21 protein-coding genes are annotated in these 19,818 nt (G+C 73.2%); 13 read left to right on the top strand and 8 right to left on the bottom strand.

Translation table 11 applies throughout. The annotated features are described in order from the left end of the window. Positions 1 to 396: 396 nt before the first annotated feature. A complete protein-coding gene (locus AB0F68_RS32525) occupies positions 397 to 1,251 on the bottom strand; it encodes an aldo/keto reductase (RefSeq protein WP_357345230.1) in 855 nt (284 codons plus the stop codon). A gap of 147 nt (positions 1,252 to 1,398) precedes the next feature. After that, positions 1,399 to 2,394 carry a LysR substrate-binding domain-containing protein gene (locus AB0F68_RS32520; protein ID WP_357345228.1) on the bottom strand — a complete coding sequence of 332 codons (996 nt, stop codon included), beginning with the start codon at positions 2,392 to 2,394 and terminating at the stop codon, positions 1,399 to 1,401. Positions 2,395 to 2,442: 48 nt separating this feature from the next. Between AB0F68_RS32520 and AB0F68_RS32515 the strand changes: the two genes are divergently transcribed. From AB0F68_RS32515 to tnpB, 4 genes are all read left to right on the top strand, one after another. Then, positions 2,443 to 3,324, top strand: coding sequence for a serine hydrolase (locus AB0F68_RS32515; protein WP_357345226.1), 882 nt, complete (start codon positions 2,443 to 2,445; stop codon positions 3,322 to 3,324). A 152-nt stretch (positions 3,325 to 3,476) separates the two neighbouring features. Then, complete coding sequence (locus tag AB0F68_RS32510; RefSeq protein ID WP_357345224.1) at positions 3,477 to 4,460, top strand: MBL fold metallo-hydrolase; 984 nt, start codon at positions 3,477 to 3,479, stop codon at positions 4,458 to 4,460. 70 nt (positions 4,461 to 4,530) lie between these two features. Next, complete coding sequence (locus tag AB0F68_RS32505; protein ID WP_357345221.1) at positions 4,531 to 5,109, top strand: IS607 family transposase; 579 nt, start codon at positions 4,531 to 4,533, stop codon at positions 5,107 to 5,109. Continuing rightward, entirely contained in the window at positions 5,106 to 6,485 is a 1,380-nt protein-coding gene (gene tnpB / locus AB0F68_RS32500; protein WP_357345219.1) for an IS607 family element RNA-guided endonuclease TnpB, read from the top strand. Before AB0F68_RS32505 ends, tnpB begins: the two co-directional genes overlap by 4 nt. Positions 6,486 to 6,509: 24 nt before the next feature. Here the strand turns inward: tnpB and AB0F68_RS32495 are convergent, their stop codons facing one another. Continuing rightward, the gene (locus tag AB0F68_RS32495) at positions 6,510 to 7,049 is read right to left on the bottom strand and encodes a DUF1697 domain-containing protein (RefSeq protein ID WP_357345218.1); all 540 of its coding nucleotides are present in this window, start codon (positions 7,047 to 7,049) and stop codon (positions 6,510 to 6,512) included. A gap of 365 nt (positions 7,050 to 7,414) precedes the next feature. Between AB0F68_RS32495 and AB0F68_RS32490 the strand changes: the two genes are divergently transcribed. Beyond that, positions 7,415 to 9,538 carry a hypothetical protein gene (locus tag AB0F68_RS32490; RefSeq protein WP_357345252.1) on the top strand — a complete coding sequence of 708 codons (2,124 nt, stop codon included), beginning with the start codon at positions 7,415 to 7,417 and terminating at the stop codon, positions 9,536 to 9,538. Positions 9,539 to 9,594: 56 nt separating this feature from the next. On the opposite strand, the gene AB0F68_RS32485 is transcribed toward AB0F68_RS32490, so the two are convergent. Both AB0F68_RS32485 and AB0F68_RS32480 read right to left on the bottom strand, forming a co-directional pair. Next, complete coding sequence (locus tag AB0F68_RS32485) at positions 9,595 to 10,089, bottom strand: hypothetical protein (RefSeq protein WP_357345217.1); 495 nt, start codon at positions 10,087 to 10,089, stop codon at positions 9,595 to 9,597. Positions 10,090 to 10,157: 68 nt separating this feature from the next. Further along, positions 10,158 to 10,712: a heme-binding protein gene (locus AB0F68_RS32480; RefSeq protein ID WP_357345215.1), complete on the bottom strand. Its 555-nt coding sequence runs from the start codon at positions 10,710 to 10,712 to the stop codon at positions 10,158 to 10,160. A 228-nt stretch (positions 10,713 to 10,940) separates the two neighbouring features. On the opposite strand from AB0F68_RS32480, the gene AB0F68_RS32475 reads away from it, so the two are divergent. Beyond that, positions 10,941 to 11,393 (top strand): hypothetical protein, encoded by a 453-nt coding sequence (locus AB0F68_RS32475; RefSeq protein WP_357345213.1) that lies wholly within the window; start codon positions 10,941 to 10,943, stop codon positions 11,391 to 11,393. A 126-nt stretch (positions 11,394 to 11,519) separates the two neighbouring features. Here AB0F68_RS32475 and AB0F68_RS32470 read toward each other — a convergent pair whose 3' ends face one another. After that, positions 11,520 to 12,296 carry a D-Ala-D-Ala carboxypeptidase family metallohydrolase gene (locus AB0F68_RS32470; RefSeq protein ID WP_357345212.1) on the bottom strand — a complete coding sequence of 259 codons (777 nt, stop codon included), beginning with the start codon at positions 12,294 to 12,296 and terminating at the stop codon, positions 11,520 to 11,522. Between the two features lie 342 nt (positions 12,297 to 12,638). On the opposite strand from AB0F68_RS32470, the gene AB0F68_RS32465 reads away from it, so the two are divergent. Both AB0F68_RS32465 and AB0F68_RS32460 read left to right on the top strand, forming a co-directional pair. Beyond that, positions 12,639 to 13,280 (top strand): hypothetical protein, encoded by a 642-nt coding sequence (locus tag AB0F68_RS32465; RefSeq protein ID WP_357345210.1) that lies wholly within the window; start codon positions 12,639 to 12,641, stop codon positions 13,278 to 13,280. A gap of 32 nt (positions 13,281 to 13,312) precedes the next feature. Further along, positions 13,313 to 13,777: a PPOX class F420-dependent oxidoreductase gene (locus tag AB0F68_RS32460; protein WP_357345208.1), complete on the top strand. Its 465-nt coding sequence runs from the start codon at positions 13,313 to 13,315 to the stop codon at positions 13,775 to 13,777. 2 nt (positions 13,778 to 13,779) lie between these two features. Here AB0F68_RS32460 and AB0F68_RS32455 read toward each other — a convergent pair whose 3' ends face one another. Together AB0F68_RS32455 and AB0F68_RS32450 are read right to left on the bottom strand one after the other, a co-directional pair. Continuing rightward, complete coding sequence (locus AB0F68_RS32455; RefSeq protein WP_357345207.1) at positions 13,780 to 14,421, bottom strand: NAD(P)H-binding protein; 642 nt, start codon at positions 14,419 to 14,421, stop codon at positions 13,780 to 13,782. A gap of 61 nt (positions 14,422 to 14,482) precedes the next feature. After that, the gene (locus AB0F68_RS32450; protein ID WP_357345205.1) at positions 14,483 to 15,715 is read right to left on the bottom strand and encodes a serine hydrolase domain-containing protein; all 1,233 of its coding nucleotides are present in this window, start codon (positions 15,713 to 15,715) and stop codon (positions 14,483 to 14,485) included. A 66-nt stretch (positions 15,716 to 15,781) separates the two neighbouring features. On the opposite strand from AB0F68_RS32450, the gene AB0F68_RS32445 reads away from it, so the two are divergent. The 5 genes from AB0F68_RS32445 to AB0F68_RS32425 all read left to right on the top strand — a co-directional run bounded on the left by AB0F68_RS32445 (position 15,782) and on the right by AB0F68_RS32425 (position 19,680). Continuing rightward, the gene (locus tag AB0F68_RS32445) at positions 15,782 to 16,375 is read left to right on the top strand and encodes a pentapeptide repeat-containing protein (protein WP_357345203.1); all 594 of its coding nucleotides are present in this window, start codon (positions 15,782 to 15,784) and stop codon (positions 16,373 to 16,375) included. 53 nt (positions 16,376 to 16,428) lie between these two features. Further along, on the top strand, positions 16,429 to 16,881 hold the full coding sequence (locus tag AB0F68_RS32440) for a pyridoxamine 5'-phosphate oxidase family protein (RefSeq protein ID WP_357345201.1): 453 nt from the start codon (positions 16,429 to 16,431) through the stop codon (positions 16,879 to 16,881). Positions 16,882 to 17,001: 120 nt separating this feature from the next. Next, positions 17,002 to 18,165 (top strand): hypothetical protein, encoded by a 1,164-nt coding sequence (locus AB0F68_RS32435; protein ID WP_357345200.1) that lies wholly within the window; start codon positions 17,002 to 17,004, stop codon positions 18,163 to 18,165. Between the two features lie 119 nt (positions 18,166 to 18,284). Next, entirely contained in the window at positions 18,285 to 19,163 is an 879-nt protein-coding gene (locus AB0F68_RS32430) for a hypothetical protein (protein WP_357345198.1), read from the top strand. A gap of 79 nt (positions 19,164 to 19,242) precedes the next feature. Further along, a complete protein-coding gene (locus tag AB0F68_RS32425) occupies positions 19,243 to 19,680 on the top strand; it encodes a nitroreductase family deazaflavin-dependent oxidoreductase (protein ID WP_357345196.1) in 438 nt (145 codons plus the stop codon). Positions 19,681 to 19,818 lie beyond the last annotated feature (138 nt).

Here is a 19,818-nt window from a genome sequence, read left to right as displayed (position 1 = left end):
CGCCTGGCGTCCAGCCGCCCAGGTGCGGGCCGGCGAAGAACGACGATCGCGGCCGTGAGATGTCTGGCCGCCTGGTCGCTTCCCAGTCTGGAGGCGTCCCGACCTGCGGGTCTACGCCGACACGCCTCAATCTCTCCGGCTGACTGTTCCGTCAGTCAGACCCGCTTTGCCCGTTTCCGGGTGCGGGTGGCCGTGAGATCTGCCGACGCGGACCCTGGGTTCACCGGTAGAGCCGGCCGGGTCCGTGCGGATGGTCAGCGCGGGCCCGGTCGAACGGTCAGCGCGCCGTTTCGAGCCGGGCCCGCTGCTCTGGGCAGGGCTGCAGGTCGGCCGCGGTGACGTTCAACCGTCACCGAGGGAGCACTACCGACCGGGAGTGAGGGCTGCCGGTAGGCGTTACGCCGGCAGGTAGTCGAAGGTGTCCGGGTTCGGCCCCTGCCGGCCCGCCTCGCCCCGGTCCAGGCCGCTGATCCGCTCCACCGTGGTGTCGTCCAGCTCGAAGTCGAAGATCCGGAGGTTCTCGTCGATCCGACTCGGAGTGGTCGACTTGGGGAAGACGATGTCGCCGCGCTGCACGTGCCAGCGCAGCACCACCTGCGCCGGGGTCCGGCCGACCTCCTCGGCGATGTCGACGATGGTTGGGTCGTCCAGCACCTTGCCCTGGGCGATCGGCGACCACGCCTCGGTGAGGATGTTGTGCGCCTTCCCGTACGCCCGCACCTCCTCGTTGCAGAAGTACGGGTGCACCTCGATCTGGTTGACCGCCGGCACGATCTCCGCCTCCGCGGCCAGTCGCTCCAGGTGGGCCACCTGGAAGTTGGAGACGCCGATCGACTTCGCCCGGCCGTCGCGCTGGAACTCCTCCAGCACCCGCCAGGTGGAGACGAAGTCGCCGTCGTAGAGCGTCGGCAGCGGCCAGTGGATCAGGAACAGGTCGAGGTAGTCGAACTTCAGCTCCGCAAGGGTGGACTCGAACGCCCGGCGGGCGTCGTCCGGGCGGTGGAAGGCGTTGCTCAGCTTGCTGGTGACGAAGACCTCGCTGCGGTCCAGCCCGGAGGTGCGCACGGCCTGCCCGACCTCGGCCTCGTTGCCGTACATCTCGGCGGTGTCGATGTGCCGGTAGCCGATCTCGAGCGCCGCGCCGACGGCCTGCGCGGTCTCCTTCGGGTCGATCTGGAAGACGCCGAAGCCGAGCTGCGGGATGGTGTTGCCGTCGTTGAGCGGGATGTCGGGAACGCTGTTCGGGGCCATGGAAGCCTCATCTCCGATCGTCCGGGTGCCCGGGAACGCTTCCACGCGCGGCGCCGGGCCTGCCACCCGGGTTCTCTACCCGCTCGACCCGGCTCGTCACGGCCGCCGCCGGGTGATCTGCGCCGCCACCGGCCGACCCGTGGCGGTTCACCCCACCGGCGGCTGCTGACCGGCGCTCGGCCCGCTCTGGCCGGCCTCGAAGAGCACCGGCCAGGGCCGGGCGGCGGACGCGAGCGCCGCGGTCGCCGGTGGCGGTTCCGCGACGGCCAGCACCTCCGCCGCGAGCTGCCCGAACATCGGGGCCGCCGGGTGTCCCGCCCGGGCCGGCCAGGCCGCCGAGGTGCGCTTGACCAGCGGCGCGTCGACCAGCGGCCGCCAGGCGATCCGCGGCTCGCGGCGGGCCACCGACTCCGGCTCCAGGGCGACCGCGCCACCGGCCAGCAGCAGTCCGAACAGGAACTCCGGGTTGCGGGCCGGCCGGACCCGGGCGGGCACGAAGCCGTGCCGGCGGCAGACCGCCAGCAGGTGCCCGTGCCAGCCGGGCGCGGTGGCCGGCGGCGCGGTGATCAGGTCCAGGCCGGCGAGGTCGGCCAGCTCCACCTCGCGGGCCCGGGCCGGCGGCGCGGACCGGGGGAGCAGCACCCCGACCGGGGCGTCCACGGCCGGGCCGAAGCGCAGCCCGGCCTCCTCCACCGGGTGGTGCAGCAGCCCGACGTCGAGCCGCCCCTCGGCCAGCATCCGCCGCTGCTCGGCGCTGGTCAGCTCGTGCAGGTCCAGGTCGAGCCCGGGCGCGCGGGCGGCGAGCCCGTCGAGCAGCGCGCGCAGCGTCACGGCCGGGGTCTCCGGGGGTACGCCGGCGCGGAGCACGCCGAGCGCGCCCCGGCGTACCTGGTCGACCAGGTTGCGCAGCCGGCGCTCCCCGGCGAGCAGTTCGTCGGCCTCGCCGAGCAGGAGCTGGCCGGCCGTGGTGAGCCGGACCTGCCGCTGCGACCGGTCGAAGAGGGTGGCGCCCAGCTCGCGCTCCAGCCGCTGGATCGACTGGCTCAGCGGCGGCTGCGCGATGCCGAGCACCTCGGCCGCCCGCCCGAAGTGCAGCTCGCGGGCCACGACCACGAAGTGCCGCAGGTGTCGCAGCAGGTCCACGACGGGCACCCTACGCCCGCCCCGACCGCCGCTGGTTAGCGTGTCGGGGTGAGCGCGGAGCGGATCGGGGAGATCTTCCAGCGGGCCGGGATCGGCGGCTGCCTGCACGTCGTGGATGTCGACGCGCCGGGGCGGGAGGTGGCGCTGCGCGCCGACGAGCAGGTGGTGATCGCCTCGGTGTTCAAGATCCTGCTGGCGCTGGAGTTCGCCCGGCAGGTCGTCGCCGGCCAGCTCGACCCGGTCGAGCGGGTGCTGGTCGGCCCCGCCGACCGGCTCGGCGGCTGGGGCGTCGCCGGCTGCGCCGACGACGTCGAGGTGTCCCTGCGCGACCTGGCCTACTTCGCCATGTCGGTCAGCGACAACACGGCCGCCGACCTGCTGCTGCGCCGGGTCGGCCCGGACGTGCTGCCGATGCTCGCCGCCGAGCTGGACCTGCCGCGTACCCGGATCGTCGGCGGCCCTCGGCAGCTGGTCGAGACGATGCTCGCCGACGTGGGGGCCCGCACCGAGGCCGACTTCGCCCGGATCTTCCCGACCCTGCCGCCGGAGCGGGTCCGGGCCATGCGGGTCTTCGACCCGGCGCACACCACCTCCAGCACGGCCCGGGAGATGACCCGGCTGCTCGGCCTGATCTGGCGGGACGAGGCGGGGCCGCCGGCCGCCTGCGCGATGGTCCGGGAGCTGATGGCCCGGCAGCTGTTCTGGACCCGGCTCGCCGCCGGCTTCCCGCCCGGCGTCCGGGTCGCCGGGAAGACCGGCACCCTGCCCGGCCTGCACCTGGAGGCCGGGGTCGTCGAGTATCCCGACGGCGGCCGGTACGCGGTCGCGGTCTTCGCCCGTACCGAGCGGCTCAGCACCCGCCGGATCGACGTGGACCTGGCCATGGGCGAGGCCGCCCGGGCCGCCGTCGAGGCCCTGCGCGCCGATTGATTTCCCGGCCGGGCCGGCCCGGGTTCAGGGCCGTGAGCTGCACCGATATGCGAACGCGTATCGATCGTGCCGTCGGCTGATCTTGGACATCGGCGGGCGGCCGGTGGTGGGGTGGGCGAACCGATCAACCTGCTCCACGGGGAGGATGCTCCATGTTCGACGAACGGTCGTACGACCGCCGCCGCTTCCTGCGCGACGCCGCGGTCGGCGCCGCCGCGGTGTCCACCGCCGGCCTTGCCGCCGGCGCGCCGGCCCGGGCCGCCACCACCGCCGCCCCGGCCACCGCCGCCGGGGCCCGGCGCACCGGCGCGGTCAGCTTCCGCTGGTGGGGCACGTCCGGCTGGCGGATCGACATCGGCGACCGGACGGTGCTGGTCGACCCGTACCTGAGCCGCTACGACACCGGCCTGTTCCGGGGCGCGTTCGACCCGGACACCGCGCTGACGGTGGACACCGCCGTCATCGACCCGCTGGTGGAGCGCGCCGAGAACATCCTGGTCACGCACACCCACTGGGACCACTTCAACGACGTGCCCCACATCGCCGGCCGCACCGGCGCCCGGGTCTTCGGCACCCTGACCGCCTACCACCTCGGGCTGGCCTACGGGGTGCCGGCCGGCCAGCTCGCCCCGGTCAAGGGCGGCGAGGTGCTCGACTTCGGCGGCTACACCGTCGAGGTGGTCAGCTCCCTGCACAGCCGCAACGGCGCCTGGTCGATGGCCTTCCCCGGCGTACGGGTCAGCCCGCCGCCGAAGCCGCAGAAGATCTCCGACCTGCCCGAGGGGGACACCCTGGCGTACCAGATCCGCGTCGACGGCGGCCCGTCGGTGTTCTTCATGGGGGCGAGCGACTTCGCCGAGCGCAACCTGGTCGGGCTGGCCCCCGACGTGGCGATGGTGGCCTCCGCCGCGACCACCGCGACCGCCGACTACGTTCCCCGGCTGATGGCCGCCCTCGACTATCCGAAGGTCGTGGTGCCGGTGCACTGGGACAACTTCGAGACCCCGCTGACCAACCCGCCGGCGGTGGCGCCGAGCGACCGCAAGCGCCTCGACGACCTGATCGCCGCGGTGCGGAAGGCGTCGCCGCGCAGCCGCGTGCTGGTCCCGGAGTACCACACGGCGTACCACTTCTGAGACCGGGCGCGGAGGGGCCGGGCCACGGGGTGTCGGCAGTTGCCAGGGTAGTAAGCGATAGTATGCTGTCGTGAACTTGAAAGAGTGGGCGAGGCAGGAGGGCGTCCATCCGGTAACGGCGTATCGCTGGTTCCGGGAGGGCAAGCTGCCGGTGCCCGCTCGACGAGTCGGCGGCCTGATCCTTGTGGAGCGGGCCGCCGACTCGTCGCCGCAGGCGACGACGGCGGTGGTTTACGCCCGGGTGTCCTCGGCCGATCAGAGAGCGGACCTGGATCGGCAGGTCGCCCGGGTGGCCGCGTGGGCGACCGGGCAGAACCTTGCCGTGTCGCGGGTAGTGACCGAGGTCGGATCGGCGCTCAACGGGCACCGCAAGAAGTTCCTCGCTCTGCTGCGCGACCCGACCGTGACGACCATCGTGGTCGAACACCGCGACCGGTTCGCCCGCTTCGGAGCCGAGTACGTCGAAGCCGCACTCGCCGCACAGGGCCGCCGGCTGCTGGTAGTCGACTCGGCTGAGGTGGACGACGATCTGGTCCGCGACGTTACCGAGATCCTCACGTCGCTGTGCGCCCGTCTGTACGGTCGCCGCGCCGCCGCGAACCGCGCCCGGCGCGCGGTCGAAGCCGCCACGGGAGACAACCCGACGTGAAGACGGTCCAGGCGTACCGGTTCGCCCTCGATCTCACCCCGGCGCAGGAGCGTGCGGTGCTGGCGCACGCCGGAGCGGCCCGGGTCGCGCACAACTGGGCGCTGGCCCGAGTGAAGGCGGTCATGGGTCAGCGGGCTGCCGAGCGCACCTACGGCGTCCCGGACGACCAGCTCACCCCGACGATCGGATGGTCATTGCCGGCGTTACGCCGGGAGTGGAACGCGGCCAAGGCCGAGGTCGCGCCGTGGTGGCGGGAGTGCTCCAAGGAGGCGTTCAACACTGGCTTGGACGCCCTCGCCCGAGGGCTGAAGAACTGGGCCGACTCCCGAGGCGGCAAGCGCAAGGGCCATCCGGTCGGGTTCCCGCGATTCAAGTCCCGCCGCCGCACCACACCATGCGTGCGGTTCACCACCGGCACGATCCGCGTCGATGCGGACCGTAAGCATGTCGTGCTGCCCCGGCTGGGCCGGTTGAAACTGCACGAGTCCGCCCGGAAACTCGCCCGCCGCCTCGACAACGACACCGCCCGGATCATGTCCGCGAGCGTGCGGCGCGACGGCGGACGCTGGCACGTCGCGTTCACCGTCGAGGTTGAGCGCGCCGACCGGGCACCGGTCCGCCGCGCCTGCACGGTCGGTGTCGACGTCGGGATCACACACCTTGCCGTGCTGTCCACCGGTGAGCTGGTGCCCAACCCGCGCTACCTCGGCCACGCTCAACGCCGCCTGCGGGGGCTCGGCCGGGCGCTGGCACGCAAGACCGGCCCTAACCGGCGTACCGGCCAGTGCCCGTCGAACCGGTGGCAACGCGCTTCGGCGCGACTCGGCCGAGCACACGCCCGGGTGGCGAACCTACGCCGCGATGGCCTGCACAAACTCACCACCCGCCTCGCCCGCGAGCACGGCACGGTCGTGGTGGAAGACCTCAACGTGGCCGGGATGCTGCGCAACCGGCGGCTGGCCCGGCACGTCGCTGACGCCGGGTTCGCCGAGATCCGCCGACAGCTCACATACAAGACCTCGTGGAACGGTGGCCGGCTGATCGTCGCCGACCGCTGGTTTCCGTCCTCCAAGACCTGCTCTGGTTGCGGCGCGGTGAAAGCCAAGCTGGCCCTGCACGAGCGTGAGTACGAATGTGAGGCGTGCGGCCTGGTCACCGACCGGGACGCCAACGCCGCCCGCAACCTGGCCGCCCTCGCGGCTGAGGAAGCAACCGCCGGGAGTGGCCCGGTGGCTGGACGTGGAGCCGACCATAAGACCCGCCCCGGTGGGCCGGTGGCTGTGAAGCGTCAACCCGGCACGGCATCCGCCGGTCAGACCGGGACCGTCCCACCGCAAGGCGGGACTACCAACTGTGCATTCACCAAAGTGCACTGAGAGGTAACGGGTCGGCCCCTCCGCTCAGCCGGCGGTCAGGTCGCGCAGGGCCAGCACCGACTTCCAGTTGCGGGTGGTCGCCACCACGCCCAGCTTCTTCTCCAGGTGGGTGTTGGTGAACTTGCTCCGCCCGTAGCCGCCGTCGGGGAAGTGCAGGTGCACCTCGCGCCCGTCGACCGCAAACTCCAGGTTCTCCCCGTCCGGCGCGACCAGGTCCCTGACCTTGGCCGGGCTCGGCGCGGCCGAGAGGAAGGCCACCAGGACCCGCGTCGGGTCGTCCTGCTTCCCGGCGTACGGGCTGGCCGCCGCGACCGCCGCGAGTTCGTCGCCGCTGCGCACCAGCACCGGCACGCGCAGGCCCAACTCGTCGGCGAGCCGGCGGGCGATGCCCTCGGCCAGGATGTCGTCCTTCGCGGGCGGGCTGCTGAAGACGACGTTGCCACTCTGCAGGTAGGTCTTGACGTCCTCGTGCCCGAGGTCGGTGACGAGGCGGCGCAGGTCGGCCATGGCGAGCCGGGTGGTGCCGACGTTGACGCCCCGCAGCAGGGCGGCGTAGCGGGTCATCCGGGCCTCCTCGCCTGGGCGTCACTCGACCACCAAGCCTAGAACGGGCACCGGTGCCGGACGGAACGGTGGTCGGCTCCCCCGTCGGGACGAGATGGACGGCCGTGCGGGCGGGCCCCTCCGACGATCCGCCAAAGCCGGATCGACCGGCGGCCGACCGGGGTCGCACGTGCGGTCAGGTGACTCATGTTCGTGACGAATTTGTGACCTGCGGGCGCCTCCCTGGCACCGTCGAAAGTGGTTGCCTGAAGACAAAATTCCCCTGCTCAGCTGCTGCCTTCGGCGGCGACGACGGGGCAACTGCTCACCCGACGGCGGTGGCCGGAGCTGATCACCGCCTCACAGCAGGAGGCATCCGCGTGCGAATGAGACGACCGAGCCGGATCGCGGCCACGGTGGCGGGCGTGACGGCGCTCGCCTTCACGGTCTCGGCCCCGGCCCAGGCCAACGACCACGAGAACCTTCCCGGCGAGCCGACCATCACGTTGCCGATCAACGACAGCGCGGCGGGCGGCACCTACAACCAGGACTTCACCCGGGTGTACGCCAACAAGACCCCCGACGGCACCCCGGTCTACATCTACGTCCCCAAGGGCACCCCGCTCGACGGCACCGCGCCGGTCGGCGTGGCCAGCCTCGACCCGCAGTTCGACCACAACCCGGGCGACGCTTTCACCCCCTGCGCCACCGCCACGGCCGCGCAGTTCGCCCTCACCCAGGCGCAGATCAACTACGTCGGCGACAAGCTCGCCAACCAGATCGTCGCCGTCGACGAGGAGCACTTCGGCCCGATGGACGCGGCCGACCCGGACGAGCCGGCCAGCGACTCGCTGGTCATGGTGCTCTACAACATCCAGGACGACGCCTACTACGACTGCGCGCAGACCTCGTACACGGCCGGCTACTTCGCGCCGGACTTCATCGACAGCGTCGGCATGAACGTCATCGTGGTCGACGCCCTGGACTGGGCCAACCGGGTCGGCCCGAACGACTCGCCGTGGCGCGACGCCAACCCGGCCAACGACCGCCCCGAGCTGTACGAGGGCACGGTCGCGCACGAGCTGCAGCACCTGCTGCACAACTACAGCGACCCGGGCGAGCTCTCCTGGGTGGACGAGGGCCTGGCGGACTTCGCCATCTTCCTCAACGGCCTGGACGCCGGCGGCTCGCACCTGACCAACCAGCAGGTCTTCTACGAGGAGACCTCGCTGACCCGGTGGGGCAGCACCCTGGCCAACTACGGCGCCTCGTTCACCTACTTCCAGTACCTGTGGGAGCAGGCCGGCGGCAACGGCGACGGCACCTACACCCCGGACAAGCAGTACGACGGCAGGGCCGGTGACCTGCTCATCAAGACGATCTTCGAGGAGCAGGCCGACGGCATGGCCGGCGTGCAGAACGCCATCGACGACTTCAACGCGGACACCGGCGCGCACCTGCGCAGCGCGGCCGACCTGTTCCGGGACTGGTCGGTGGCGGTCTACCTGGACGACGAGGACTCGCCGATCTACGACATCAAGGCCTTCGACTTCGGCGACCCCGCCGACACCTCGTGGACCATCGACATCGCCGACGACGTCTTCTGGTCGGGCCGGGGCAGCTACCAGGGCGCCACGCCCGAGGCCAAGTGGGCGCGGCTGAAGAACCGCCAGGACACCACCGCCGTGCCGTTCGGCATGTCGGTCGAGCGGTTCCGCAACCCCGGCCCGACCGTGGCGTTGGCCTTCGACGGCGACGACGAGACGGTGATCGCGCCGCACACCGGCACCACCCACTGGTACGCCGGCTACGAGAGCCAGAACGACAACATCCTCGACGTGTCCACCTCCGGTGCGGTCACCTCGCTGGACTTCTGGAGCTGGTACTTCATCGAGGAGGGCTGGGACTACGGCTTCGTCGAGGCGCTCGTCGGCGGCAACTGGGTGACGGTGCCGGTGCGCACCGACGCCGGCCAGGTCGTCACCACCGACGACGACCCGCACGGCAACAACGAGGAGGGCAACGGCCTGACCGGCACCTCCGGCGGCCAGTACTTCGTCGACGACCCGGTCTACCAGCACCTCACCGCCGACCTGCCGGCCGGCACCACGGACGTGCGTTTCCGGTACTCCACGGACGCCGCGTACATGGACACCGGCTGGTTCGTCGACGACGTCCGGGTCAACGGCGCCGACGCGACCCTCACCTCGGCGGCGGGCAACTGGTTCGCCACCAGCGGCGTGCAGGACAACAACTGGACCGTCCAGGTGGTCAGCCACTGCGACCTCACGCCGGGCGTCACCTCGCCGGGTGAGACCACCGACGGCGCGGGCAACTGGGTCTACCGGTCCACCGGCGACCAGTTCACGGCCAGCGGCCTGCGGACCAGGTGCGCCAACGGCAACCAGGACGACTTCGCCGTCCTGATCTCCAACCTGCCGACCGGTGACCTCACCTACCTGGACGCGGACTACACGTTCCGGGTGAGCAACACGGGCAACAAGAAGTAGGTCTCGCACCCCGTCGGGCCCGCGCCGCACCTCGGCGCGGGCCCGACGGCGGTTCGTCAGGAGTCCCGGTAGAGCGGGAGGCCGAGGGTGGTGCGTACCTTGTCGGCCTGCTTGCCGCCGTCGTGCGCGGCGGCGGCGCGGATCTCCCGCATCAGCACCGCGGCGCTGGCGGCCTCGGCCGCGAGCTGCCAGTGCCGCAGCGCCACGTCGTTCTCCTTGAGTAGCGCGGCGACCGGGGCCTGCGCCACGGCCGGCCAGGCGGTGGCCCGGAGCTGCTCGGCGTGGGCGGCGTTGGTGCTGGCGACCGTGCGCGCCAGGTCCCGCACGGTGCGCCACGGACGGCCGGCCTTCAGCGCCTCCTCCAGCTCCTCCAACGCGGTGTTGTACGGCGCCACGATGGCCAGGTAGCGGCCCTTCGCCTCCTTCACCGTCAATGGGGCCGGCGCGCTCGGCGCGGGGGCCTCCCAGGCGGGAAGGACCGTCGACTCGGCGCCGCCGCCGCAACCGGCGAGCAGCAGCACCAGGGCGAGGGCGGCAGGCCACGGACGCACGGGGATCTCCGATCTGGCGGGCGGGGTCACGAGTCTAGGGGTGACCCGGCGACCGCACCGGCCGCCGACTATTCGGCGACCGGGAGCACGACCTCGTTACGGCGCAGGAACCAGGGCTGCCACGGCGGGTCGAAGCGGGCGTACCGGACGGCGCCGGTCGGACGCAGGCCCGCGCCGGTGACCGCGCGGCCCAGCGCGGTGGCCCGTCGCTCGAACGCCCGCGCGGTCCACCGCCCGGAGAACCGCATCGCCGCCGCGAGCTGCCCGGGGACCTCCCGGATGGTGACCAGCGGGTCCACCGGCTCGGGCAGGGTGGCCGGGGTGAAGCTCGCGGGCATCACGAACCGCACCAGCCAGCTCCCCGGCCGGTCGCCCTCCTCCTGAAGCACGGGGGAGGTCATCGCGATCCGCTCCGCGCCGGCCGGCTCCGGCCCGGTCACCGGGACCGCCCGCCGCGACCGGTTGGCACCGGAGATGTACCGGGCCAGCGGCCGGAACCCCGCGTTGCCGGCGGACTCGAACGACCCCTCCACGCTGACCTCGGCGACCAGATGGGCCGGGTAGCGGCGCAGCTCGAACCTCGGGTGACGGGCCACTACGCGGTACGGCTGCCGCTCGGTCATCGCGCCCTCCCGCCCCCGGTGGTCCCACCGCCGACGCTACCGTCGCGGGCCGTCCCGGTCCGGCGGACCGGGGACCAACCGGGTGCAGGTGGCGCTGCCGGTGCGGGACTCCGGGTCGGTCTGACCGCCGGGCGGGATTGAACTACTGCCGGTGTGCGGCCGTACCAGTGGTCGAGGATGTGGTGCGGCCGGTCCGCCGCACCGCTGCCGAGCTGCGGGAGGCCTGCCGTGCGAGTTGGTGAGCAGTCGACGGATCCCATCGATCAGATCCTGGGCGAGGTGCCGGTGCCGGCGCCGCTGACCCCCGAGGATGTCCGGCTCGCGGTCCGGGCGGTGGTGGTGCACGCCGCCGAGGAGTGGCCCGCCGGACCGAAGTGCCGCAACGACGGTGCCGCGTACCCCTGCCGGCTGCACCGGTGGGGGCGGCGCGTGCTGGAGGCCCACGGCCTCAACGAGCGTCAGATCGACGCCCTGGTCCGGCACGGGAACCCGTTCGTGCACGTGCCCTTCCCGTTCGTACTGACCGGCCCGTCGGCCGGGCGGCCGGCCGCGTCCCAGTCCCCGCGCGGCCCGGTCGGCCGGGTTGCCCCACCTCCGGTGCGGCCCGGCCTCCGGCCCGGCGGTACCGGTCGGCCGGTGGCACCCCCCGCCACCCGGCCGCGCTGGCCCCGGGCGAGCTGACGACCGCTCCGGATCGCGGCGTGGCATCAGCCACGCCGAGCCGGAGTGGTCGCCCGCCCGGGACCACCGACGGCGGCCCGGCCGCAGGGACCCCCCACCCCTGCGTCGGGCCGCCGTCGACACCGGTCAGCCGATCCCGCAGTTCGGGGCGGACCAGCTGGTGGTGTTCGACGACCGGTCCTGGTTGTTCTCCCGACGCGAGTCCACGTGGACGTGGTCGCTGTGGTCGGGGTAGCCAGGGCCGTAGAGGCCGCTGAAGCCGTGGTTGCGGGCCGACTGGGCCACCTGGCAGAGCGTCCTGTTGCGGGAGGTCAGGTCGGCCGCGTCGCCGTAGAGGTGCTGGCTGTCCGAGGCGCCGCCGACCTGCTGGTTGCAGGCGATGCTGCGGAATCCGCTGGTGACGTAGAGCGGCGTGTCACCGAGACTGCGCCGCAGCGCCTCCAGCTTCCACATGGTGCGCAGCGCCATGCCCCGGGTCGCGGTCGACGAGAGCGGGCCCCCGCTCCACCCGCCCTTGCCGCAACCGTTGTCGAGTTCGGTGTAGCTGAAGTGCTTCGGCGTGCAGTCGTCGTCCTGAAGGTCGTAGATCTTGGCGAAGGTCTGCGGGCCGGCGACGCCGTCGGCGCGCAGCCCGTACGCGGACTGGAAGCGCCGGACCGCGGCCGCCGTCTCGGGGCCGTAAATGCCGTCGACCCGGACGATGTCCCGGTACGCGGCCCAGCCGGCCACCCGGATCTGGAGTTGTCGGACATCCTCGCCGGACCGCCCCTGGTAGAGGTTCCTCGGCCAGGTGTAGCAGCCGTCGGCATGGGCCGGCGGTGCGGCGACGACCGTGGCGATCGCGGCCCCGGGCAGGGCCAGCGCGAACGCGACGGCCACCCGCTTGAGCGTGTTGACGCGCACAGAATTCCTCCCGTTAGAGAGTGATGTGGGGTTGGGGCGGGACATCGACCGGAAGATCCCGTCCCTTCCACCGTGACAGCCGTCCTGCCGATTCGTGGCGGATAACCGGAATTGCTCTCGCATTACGCCCTTGCTGGGCATTACCTGTGAATCGCGGTGAATGGCGAATCGCCCACTCCGGCCCGGCCGGTGCCGATGACGGCGGAACCGTGCGACGGTGACGGACTCGCCCAACCGACCACACCCAGGGTGATGTCCCCTCGTCACCCCGGCCCGGTAACGTCTGCCTCCGAGGCCGGGTACGGCCTTCCGGGCGACCTTCGCGGGCGGGGGAGGTGGGCGTTGGCGCGTGGTGGCGTCTTCTGCATCGAAGGGCAGTGGCACCGGGACCTCAACGAGCGCGGCTCCGTCCTGCCCACCCTCGAACTGCTCGAACGGCTGGGCCGGATCCGTTTCATCCACAAGGACGCCGCCACCCGCGACGAGCTCTTCTACTTCCTCGACCGCTGGCTGCTCAAGCAGTACGCCGACTACCGGGTCGGCTTCTTCGCCATGCACGGCGAGCCGAGCCGGCTCTGCCTCACCGACTGGGACTCCGTCGAGCTGGCCGACGTCGCCGAGCGGATGGCCGGCCGCTGCGAGGGGCGCCGCCTCTATTTCGGCAGCTGCTCGGTGCTGCGCGCCTCCGACGCCATGCTGCGCGAGTTCCTCGACGTCACCGGGGCCGCGCTGGTCTGCGGCTTCACCCGCGAGGTCGACTGGGTCGAGTCGGCCGCCTTCGAGACGGTGCTGCTCGACGTGCTGGCCAACGGGCAGCGGCACAACGCCGCCGAACTGCGGATGGGCTCGGCGCACTGGGCGCCGCTCGCCTCCTACCTCGGCTTCCGGGTGATCTACGCCAACGGGCGCGCCTGGCGGCCGAGCGTGCGCCCGCGCGTGCCGGAGCAGACCTCCCCGCGCCGGGTCGCCGGCCGTCCCCGCTGAGGCCCGTCCGGCCCACCTGGTAGAACCGAGGGATGGCACGCAGCATCGCGACCAACACCCGGGTCGACCGGGACGCCCTGATCGATTTCCTCCGCCCCCGGCACCGGGTCGTGCTCATGACGACCCGCGCCGACGGCCGGCCACAGTCCTCCCCGGTCTCCTGCGGGGTCGACGCCGAGGGGCGGTTGGTGATCTCCACCTACCCGGAGCGGGCCAAGGTCACCAACATCCGCCGCGACCCCCGGGTCTCCGCGTGCGTGCTCTCCGACGACTGGAACGGGCCGTGGGTGCAGGTCGACGGCACCGCCGAGGTGCTCGACCTGCCCGCGGCGCTCGAACCGCTGGTCGAATACTTCCGCAGCATCTCCGGCGAGCACCCGGACTGGGACGAGTACCGCCAGGCCATGGTCGACCAGGGCAAGTCGCTGATCCGGGTGACCATCGACAGCTGGGGGCCGATCGCCACCGGCGGTTTCCCGGCCCGGCTGGCCGACTGACCTCAGTACGCCGCGGTGAACCGGGCGTTGCCGAACCGCGGGTTCTCGATCTCGTCGACGATCGCCACCGCCAGGTCCTCGTAGGTGAGCACCGAGCGGCCCTGCGCGTCGGTGACCGGGTGGTCGGTGCCGGTGCGGTAGTGCCCGGTCCGCTCGCCCGGGTGGAACTCCAACGGCGGCGGTGAGACATACGTCCAGGTCACCCCGTCGGCCGCGGAGCGGTAGATGTCCAGGGCGTCGGCCTGGCCCTCGGCCGAGTCCCGGTACTCCTCGGGAAAGTCCGGCTCGTCCAGGTAGCGGGTGCCCTTCGGGGTCAGCAACGTCGCCCCGCCCCCCACGTGGATCACCCGGGGCGGGTCGGGCAGCTCACGCAGCGTGTCGACCAGGGTCCGCGCGGCGTCGCGCCACAGCTCCCGCTCGCCGCCGCCGATGGCCACCACGAACACGTCGGCGTCCCCGGCCAGCTCGCGTACGCTCCGCGCCGAGGTCACGTCACCGGTCACCGTGCGGACCCCGGGCGGCAGGTAGCTGGTCGCCTCCGGGCGGCGCACCGCCGCGGTGACCCGGTGCCCCCGCTCGGCCGCCTCGGCGGCGATCCGCGAGCCCGCCGTCCCGCCGGCGCCGAACACGACGATGTCGCTCATGCTCCCCAGGCTAGGGAGCGGGCCCGCCCGACCGGTGCCGTTCCGACGAACCGGCCGGGCGTCAGTCGACCAGGGCCGAGTAGACGAGCTGGCGGAGCTGGGAGCGGAGGGGGTACGTGCTCGACGGCATGAGCTGGGTGAAGAGCAGCGCGGTGACCTCCTCCGCCGGGTCCACCCAGAACGCGGTGCTGGCCAGGCCGCCCCAGTAGTACTCGCCCACGCTGCTCGGCACCCGGGACGGCACCGGGTCGAGCACCACGGCGAAGCCCAGCCCGAAGCCGATCCCGTCGAGGATCGTCTCGGCGAAGCCATCGGGGGAGAACGAGGCCAGGTCCCGGCCGCCGGGCAGGTGGTTGCGGGTCATGAAGCGCACCGTCCGGGGGCCGAGCAGCCGCACCCCGTCCAGCTCGCCGCCGCGCAGCAGGAACTGGGTGAACCGGTGGTAGTCGGCGGCCGTGGAGACCAGCCCGCCGCCGCCGGAGAGGCACTCGGGCGCGGTGAGCGCGTAGCGGCCGATCGCCTCGGCGCGGACCGCCTGGCCGGTGGCCGGGTGCGGAGCGTAGAGCGCGGCGAGGCGCTTGGCGTCCGGCTCCTCGACCCACCAGCGGGTGTCGGTCATGCCCAGCGGCCGGAAGATCCGCTCGGCGAAGAACGCGTCCAGCGACTGCCCGGAGACCACCTCGACCAGCCGGCCCAGCACGTCGGTGGAGACGCCGTAGTTCCAGCTGGTGCCCGGCTGGAAGAGCAGCGGCAGCCGGGCCATCCCGCGCGTCGCCTCGGCCAGGTCCGCGCCCGCCGGCACGCCCAGGTCGAACCCCGCCGCCCGGTAGAGGCCGTCGACCACGCTGACCTGCGCGAAGCCGTAGGTCAGGCCGGCGGTGTGGGTGAGCAGGTGCCAGATCCGGACGGGCTCGACCGCCGGCACGGTGTACGGCTTGAGCACCGAGCCCCGGTCGTAGACCCGGACGTCGGCGAACTCCGGGAGCCAGCGGCTGACCGGGTCGTTCAGCTCGAACCGGCCCTCCTCCCAGAGCATCATGGCGGCGACCGAGGTGATCGGCTTGGTCATCGAGTAGATGCGCCAGAGGGTGTCCGACTCGACCGGCGTGCCGGCCTCCCGGTCCCGCAGCCCGTACGTCGAGGAGTGGCCGATCTCGCCCCGGCGGGTCACCACGATCTGCCAGCCGGCGAGCCGGCCGTCGTCGACGTACCTGCCGAAGTGCTCGTCGATCCGCGCCAGCCGGGCGGGGTCGAAGCCGATACGGTCCGGGTCCGTGCTCACTGCGACGCTCACGACGTCGAACCTACCGGCCGGTACGGGGAGCGGGAAGTGTCGGCCGGTCACACTAGTCTCGGCCGCATGCCGGAAGCCGTCGAGGACGTCACCTACCGCCACCAGGACTGGTACGCCGAGGAGCTGGTCGACCGGCACTTCGTCCGGTGCGAGTTCTTCCACGTCGACCTCACCGAGGCGGTCAGCCAGGGGGCCACCTTCACCGAGTGCGTCTTCGGCAACGTGGCCCTCAACGCCTCCCGGCACACCGACTCCGCGTTCGACCGCTGCACCTTCAAGCGGTGCAACCTCTTCGAGGCGGAGTTCACCGGCTGCAAGCTGGTCGGCAGCAGCTTCGAGCAGTGCGACCTGCGCCCGCTGCGGGTCGACGGCGGCGACTGGTCCTTCGTCGCCCTGCCCGGCGCCGACCTGCGCGGCGTGCGGATCACCGACGCCCGCATGCGCGAGGTGGATCTCACCGGCGCCGACCTGACCGGCGCGGTGCTCACCGGCGTCGACCTCTCCGGCGCGCAGCTGCACGCCGTCAAGCTGATCCGGGCCGACCTGCGCGGCAGCGACCTGACCGCGCTCGACCCCACGGCGGTGGAGCGGGCCGGCGCCATCGTCGACGCCGAGCAGGCCGTCGTGCTGGCGCAGGCGCTGGGCTTCGAGATCCGCTGACCCCACGGGAAAAGGCGCCGCGGGATGTCAGCTTTCCCTGCCACGCTGGCCGCATGACATGGTGGTCCGACCTGGTGGCGTCCGAACCCGACTTCGCGGCGCGCGTGCGCGCCCGCTTCGCCGTCCGCAGGCACGGCACGATGGCGACCCTGCGACGGGACGGCTCGCCGCGGATCAGCGGCACGGAGTTCGACTTCGCCGACGACGGGCAACTCCGGCTGGGCAGCATGGCCGGCGCGCTGAAGGCGCTCGACCTGCGCCGCGACCCGCGGGTGGCGCTGCACAGCCCGTCCGAGGACGCCCCGGAGGACGACCCGACCTCCTGGGGCGGGGACGCGAAGATCGCCGGCCGGGCGCACGAGGAGCCGGCGGGCGAGGACGGCTCGCACCGGTTCCGGATCGAGTTGACCGAGGTGGTGCTGACCCGGGTCGGCGACCCGCCGGACCATCTGGTGATCGAGAGTTGGCACCCGGACCGTGGGCTGCGGCGGCGCGAGCGGCGCTGACCGGGGCACTGTCGCGAAGATGCCTCCGGCCGACGGCTTCTCGAAGATCGGGCTGTGTGTCATCCTCCCTGCGGCGGGCCACGGCACGGCCGCCGGCGCCGGTGGCCGAGGGAGGGGTCGGTGGCTGAGGACGAACTCACGCAGACCGGTATCCGGGTCGGGGGCTGGCTGCCCGCCGTACCGGCCGAGCCGGCCCGCGCGCCCGAGCCGCCGCCGCACCGGCTGCCGGGCGACCCCGACGCCCCGGCGGCCGAGCCCTTCGGCCCGCCGCCCCCGGCCGCGCCTGCGATCCCGTCGCCGGTGGCGGGACCCGAACCGGTGGTGCCCGGCACCGCGGCGCCACCGACCGAACCCTGGCCTGACGCGCTGGTGGCCCCCGGTCCGGACGAGCCGCCGGCAGGGTCGAAGCCGGCCGCGCCGGTGCGGCACTCCGCCCCGGAGGGCGTCGGCACCCGGCTCGCCGGGCTAGTCGGCCCGGTCGCGGCCAGGGTCCGCACCGCCGTCGCGGCCGACCGGCCGGTCACCCGGGTCGGCGTGGCCCGGGCCCGGCGCCGCCGCCGGCGGGCCGTCCTGGGTGCGGCAGCGCTGACCGCGCTGGTGCTGGTGCTGGCGTACGCCGGCCGCGGCGCGGCACCGGACGGCGGCCCGACCGTGCCCGCGGCGGCGTCCACCGTCCCGGCCCCGGCGCCGACCGCCGCGCCGCCCACCGTCGTGCCGGTAACCGCGGACCCGGCCCTTCCCGGCGGACCGCTGCTCAACCTGGACCAGGAGCCGGTGCCGCCGTCGGTGTCGCTGACCGTGCTCGGCGACCGGGACTGGCTGCACTGGGGTGGCGCGGGCGCCGCCAGCGTCCAGCGCAAGCAGCGCGGCACCGGCGAGATCGGCGACCCGGGCGGCGACCGCGTGGAGCACAACGCCGGCGCCGTCGCTCTCACCTGGACGGATGGCACACCGACGGCCCGGCAGGAGGGGGCCCGGTCGGGGGTCTTCCAGCCCGGCGCGGGGAAGAGCTTCACGCTGAGCGTGGCCGGCAGCGATGACCTGCGGACCGTCCGACTCTTCGTCGGCGCGTTCTCGGCCGGCGCCCGGCTCGACGTGCGGCTCTCCGGCGGCGGCGACCCGGCCGTCCGCGAGGTCGCCCTCGCCGCCGGGGACCGCTTCTTCCAGTACGTCGTCCACTTCCGCGCACCCCGCGGGGAGCGGCTGCTGATCACCTGGCGGGCGCTTACCGTGGTGGGCGGGGAGAACGACGGGGTGACGCTGGAGGCGATCACGGTGAGTTGAGGCACCGTCGCTACCGCTTGGTAACGAAGTGGAAATGCCCCGCGCCGACATATGGCGCACCGCCGCCCATGATGGAAACGTGAACCGGCGGCCGGAGCGCGGCGGTGAGCGGAGGTTCGGTGGGGCAGGAGGACCACGGTCGGGTCAGCGGCCGCACGTCGTACCCGCGCGGGCAGACGCGGTCGGCGCTGCGCCGGCTGGCGCGGACTCAGCGACGGCGGCGCTGGCTGCTGGAGGCGCTGGTCGCGTTCGCCTGCCTGGCCGCGCTGGTGGCCTACCTCGGCAGCGAGCGGCACGACGCGCCCCGCGAGGAGAGCGCGGTGCTGCCCGCCCCGCCGACCGGCCGCCCCGTGCTGCCGCCCCCGGGCGGCGCGCAGGCCGGGGCCGTCACGCCGGGGCTGCGCCCCCGCCAGCGCCCACCCTCGCCCAGCCCGTCGCCGTCCACGCCCGCCGTGCCGCCGACGCTGACCGTGAGCCAGGCCGACGTGCCGGCCCGGGTCGACCTCAGCGCGGTGGGCACGGTCGACTGGGTCCAGTGGGGACTGCTCGGCCCCCGCACGCCGGTGCGCAAGCGGCACGGCTCCGGCGACATCCGGGACGAGGGCGGTCGCGGCGAGCGGCAGAGCTACAGCAACAACCCGGAGGCGTACGCCTGGCGCGACGGCGCGCCGGTCGGCTCGGCCGACGGAACCATGTCCGGGGTCTACACCTGCGACCAGGGCAACGGGTTCACCCTGGCCGTGGTCGCCGACGGGCAGCTCCGCACCGTGCACCTCTACGCCGGGCTGTGGATGGCCCGCGGCCGCCTCGACGTGCGGATCTCCGGCGGCGGGCCGGCTCGCACCCTGCGCCTGGAGGACCCGCACACCGCACGTACCGCCGACTTCACCATCCGGTTCCGTGCCCCGCCCGGCGCGAAGCTGCTGATGACCTGGACGGTGGAGGAGTCCCTGGGGGACTGCGGCAACGTCAGCCTCCAAGCGGTCGCGCTGCGCTGACCGCCGATCGTCCGGTGCCCGGCGCAGGCCGCGGGTAGCGTGGGCCGGGCGGGCCGACCGATGATCCGGGAGGGACACCATGGCCACGAGCGAGCAGGTGCTGGACAGCCCCGAGGGTTGGGTCGCCGAGCACATCCGGCGATACGTGGAGACCGGCGGCGCCGAGGGCCACGAGTGGCGGCCCGGCGTCTTCACCCTGCTGCTGACCACCCGTGGCCGGCGCTCGGGCAAGCTGCGGCGCACCGCGCTGATCTACGGCCGGGACGGCGACGCCTACCTGGTGGTGGCCTCCCAGGGCGGCGCCCCGCAGCATCCCGCCTGGTATCTCAACCTGCTCGCCGACCCGGAGGCGCAGGTCCAGGTCGGGCCGGACACCTTCCCGGTCCGGGCCCGCACCGCGACGGCGGCGGAGAAGCCGCGGATGTGGCGCACCATGACGGCCGCCTGGCCGGCGTACGACGACTACCAGACGAAGACCGACCGGGAGATCCCGGTGGTGGTGCTGGAACGAATCTGACCGCCTTACAGGGCTCGACGGTCATCATCGACGGCCTAGCTCCGGAATGCGACGCCGCGCGCACCGCGGCCCGGATGAACCACCGGGACAGTTTGTCCGTCGCGGCCGGCGGGGGACGCCATAGGTTTCCGATGTCCC

This window comes from Micromonospora sp. NPDC023966, assembly GCF_040639095.1.
Taxonomy (GTDB): domain Bacteria; phylum Actinomycetota; class Actinomycetes; order Mycobacteriales; family Micromonosporaceae; genus Micromonospora.
Note: the sequence above shows the minus strand (reverse complement) of the source record. Positions and strands in the feature narration are given on the sequence as shown.